3 protein-coding genes are annotated in these 3,407 nt (G+C 75.1%); 2 read left to right on the top strand and 1 reads right to left on the bottom strand.

Annotation, left to right across the window (positions count from 1 at the left end):
- Positions 1 to 2: 2 nt before the first annotated feature.
- Positions 3 to 395, bottom strand: a complete 393-nt coding sequence (locus F8274_RS30190) for an Rv2175c family DNA-binding protein (protein ID WP_192580053.1) — start codon at positions 393 to 395, stop codon at positions 3 to 5.
- Between the two features lie 142 nt (positions 396 to 537).
- Here F8274_RS30190 and pknB point away from each other — a divergent pair, with 142 nt between their 5' ends.
- Positions 538 to 2,517 (top strand): Stk1 family PASTA domain-containing Ser/Thr kinase, encoded by a 1,980-nt coding sequence (pknB, locus tag F8274_RS30195; protein ID WP_151465753.1) that lies wholly within the window; start codon positions 538 to 540, stop codon positions 2,515 to 2,517.
- Positions 2,514 to 3,398, top strand: a complete 885-nt coding sequence (locus F8274_RS30200) for a deoxyribonuclease IV (protein WP_225854044.1) — start codon at positions 2,514 to 2,516, stop codon at positions 3,396 to 3,398. The genes pknB and F8274_RS30200 overlap by 4 nt, the downstream gene beginning before the upstream one ends.
- Positions 3,399 to 3,407: the final 9 nt, after the last annotated feature.

Raw genomic sequence — 3,407 nt, forward strand, 5'->3', positions numbered from 1 at the left:
GGTCAGAAGCCCAGGGCCTGCGCGCGGCGCTTGACCTCGCGGGCCTGGTCGCCGGCGAGGGTGGCGGCCGGGGTGGTGCCGGCGAGGGTCGGGTCGGGCTCGTAGAGCCAGCGCAGCGCCTCCTCGTCGTCGTACCCGGCGTCGGCGAGCAGGTTGAGCACGCCGGGCAGGTGCTTGAGCACGGTGCGGTTGGCCACCAGGTCGGCCGGGATCCGGCGGACGCCGTCGCGGCGCACCGCGAGCAGCTCCCGGTCGCGGATCATCTGGTGCACCTTGCTGATCGACAGGTCGAGGCGCTCGGCCACGTCCGGCAGGGTCAGCCAGCCGGCCGGGTCGGTCGGTCCGGGCAGGTCGGCCCCGGTGGTGGCGCTCTCGGCGGGTACGGAATCGGTCACCCGACCACCCTGCCACGTGCCCGGCGGGGCCGGTCGGCGGCACCCCGTACCCCGCCGGACGCGTGCGCCGGTGCCGCCGGTCGCATGCCGGCTGTAGCATCCTGTTCAACCTTCACCCTCCCGACACATAGACTGCCTGCCGATGGACACACAGGTCGCCGACACGTTGCTGGGCTCGCTGATCGACGGGCGCTACCGCATTCGCGGTCGCGTGGCCCGTGGCGGCATGGCGACCGTGTACACCGCCACCGACGAGCGCCTGGAGCGCACCGTGGCGGTCAAGATCATTCACCCGACCCAGGCGCCCGAGGCCCGGGCCCGGATGGCCGGCTTCGTCGAGCGCTTCACCGACGAGGCGAAGACCATCGCCCGGCTCACCCACCCCAACGTGGTGGCGGTCTACGACCAGGGCAGCCACGCCGGCCTCCCCTACCTGGTGATGGAGTACGTGCGCGGCCGCACGCTGCGCGACGTGCTCGCCGAGCGGCGCCGGCTCAACCCCGACGAGACGCTGGCCATCGCCGAGCAGATGCTCGCCGCGATCGCCGCCGCCCACCGGGCCGGCCTGGTCCACCGCGACGTCAAGCCGGAGAACGTGCTGGTCGCCGAGCCGCCCACCGGTGGCACCACCAGCCTGGTGGACAGCGTGGTCAAGGTGGCCGACTTCGGGCTGGCCCGCGCGGTCGAGGCGAGCGCCGAGGAGGAGAACGGCAACCAGCTCATGGCCACCGTGGCCTACGTGGCGCCGGAGCTGGTCACCCAGGGCCACGCGGACCCGCGCACCGACGTCTACTCCGCCGGCATCGTGCTGTTCGAGATGCTCACCGGCCGGGTGCCCTACGACGGCGACCGCCCCGTGGAGGTGGCCTGGCAGCACGTCGACCGCGACGTGCCGGCCCCGTCGACCCTGGTGCCGGCGCTGCCCCCGGTCCTCGACCGGCTGGTCGCCCGGGCCACCCGGCGCGACCCCGCCGCCCGCCCGGCCGACGCCGGCGCGCTGCTCACCGAGGTGCAGGCCGCGCGGGACGAGCTGGGCAACGGCACGCACACCGCGGTGCTGCGGCCGGTGGGCGACGAGACGAGCGTGCTCGCGCAGCCCACCATGGTGGTGGCCGCGGTCCGCCCGGCCGAGCGCCCCGCCTGGGCGCGGCTGCCCGAGGGCGGCGCCCAGCGTCCGCACCGCCGCCGCGCCGTCGAGGACGAGGGCCTGGGCGCCCGGCTGGGCGAGCTGCGTACCCGGGTGATGGGCTCGCCGCGCGGCCGGCTGGCGGTCGCCGCGGCGGCCGTGGTGCTCGGCCTGGTGGCCGCCGTCGGCGGCTGGTGGTTCGGGGTGGGCCGCTACACGGTCGCCCCGCAGCTCGTGAGCCTGACCAAGGTTGACGCGGAGGCGCAGGCCACCCGGGGCGGCTTCACCCTGCACTACGCGGAGCCCCGCTACGACGAGAAGATCCCCAAGGACACGGTGCTGGGCCAGGACCCGGTCTCCGCCACCCGGATCGTCAAGGGCGGCACGATCACCCTGACCCTGTCGCTCGGTCCGGAGCGGCTGCCGGTGCCGGACGTGGTGGGCAAGGACTTCGCGCTGGCCCAGGCCGAGCTGAGCGACGCGAAGCTGGTGCCGGTCAAGGGCGGCTCCCGCTACGACGACGCGCTGCCGGCCGGGGTGGTGCTGGCCACCGACCCGAAGGTCGGCGCGGTGGTCAAGCCGGGCTCGAAGGTGACGGTGGTCCTGAGCAAGGGCCGCGCGCCGGCGACCGTGCCGAACCTGGTGGGCAAGAACCTCGGCGAGGCCCGCACCATCCTCGGCCGGCTGGGGCTGACCCCGGTGGAGACGTACAAGGACTCCGACAAGCCGAAGGACGAGGTCCTCGGCCAGAGCCCGGCCGACGGCACCGGCGTGGAGAAGGGCGCCCAGGTCAAGCTGGACGTCAGCAAGGGCCCCGCCCAGGTGCCCGTCCCCAGGGTGGTCGACCTGCCGTGCCAGCAGGCCAAGCAGGTGCTGGAGAGCCAGGGCTTCCCGGTCACCATCCAGCTCAACCCCAACGGGGTGGCCCGGTTCCAGAACCCGGGCGAGAACACCCCGGTGCCGCCGGGCACCCCGGTCACGGTGACCTGCCTGTGAGCGAGCGAACCGTGGGGCTCAGCGGCACGCGCCGGCGGGTCGGCTCGCACACCCCCACCTCCGGCGGCCTGGCCAAGGCGGCGCTGCCCTACGCCGACGCGGCCGCCTCCGAGGCCGTGCAGGTCTACGTCTCCAACTCGCGGGGCTGGGCGCTGCCGGCGGGCGACCCGAAGCAGGACGTGCTGTTCCGGGACGGCTGCGGCGAGCGCGGCCTGCCGGTCTTCATCCACGCCTCGCTGCTGGTCAACCTCGGCTCCCCCACCCCGGCCACGGTCGAGCGGTCGGCGGAGACCCTGGCCCACGCGCTGCGCCGGGGCCGGGCCATCGGCGCCGAGGCCGTGGTGTTCCACGCCGGCAGCGCCGTCGACGCGGGTCACGCCGAGGCGGCCATGCGGCAGGTCCGGGAGGCCCTGCTCCCGCTGCTCGACGAGGCCGCGGCGACCGGCGGGCCGATGCTGCTGGTCGAGCCGAGCGCCGGGGGCGGCCGGTCCCTGGCCTCCCGGGTCGAGCACCTGGGCCCCTACCTGGACGCGGTGGACCGCCACCCGATGCTGGGCGTCTGCTTCGACACCTGCCACGCCTGGGCGGCCGGGCACGACCTGGCCGCCGAGGGCGGGATGACCGCCACGCTGGACGCGCTGGTCACCGCGGTGGGCGCGGACCGGCTGAAGCTGGTGCACGCGAACGACTCGAAGGACCTGTGCGGCTCCACCCGTGACCGGCACGAGAGCATCGGCAAGGGCACCATCGGCGAGCCGGCGTTCGCGGAGCTGATGCGCCACCCCGCCACCGCCGGCGTCCCCGTCCTGGTGGAAACCCCCACCGAGAAGCACGTGGGCCACGCCGCCGACATAGCAACCCTGAAGCGCCTCCACCCCTGACCCCACAAC

Source organism: Micromonospora sp. AMSO31t (assembly GCF_008868175.1).
Taxonomy (GTDB): domain Bacteria; phylum Actinomycetota; class Actinomycetes; order Mycobacteriales; family Micromonosporaceae; genus Micromonospora.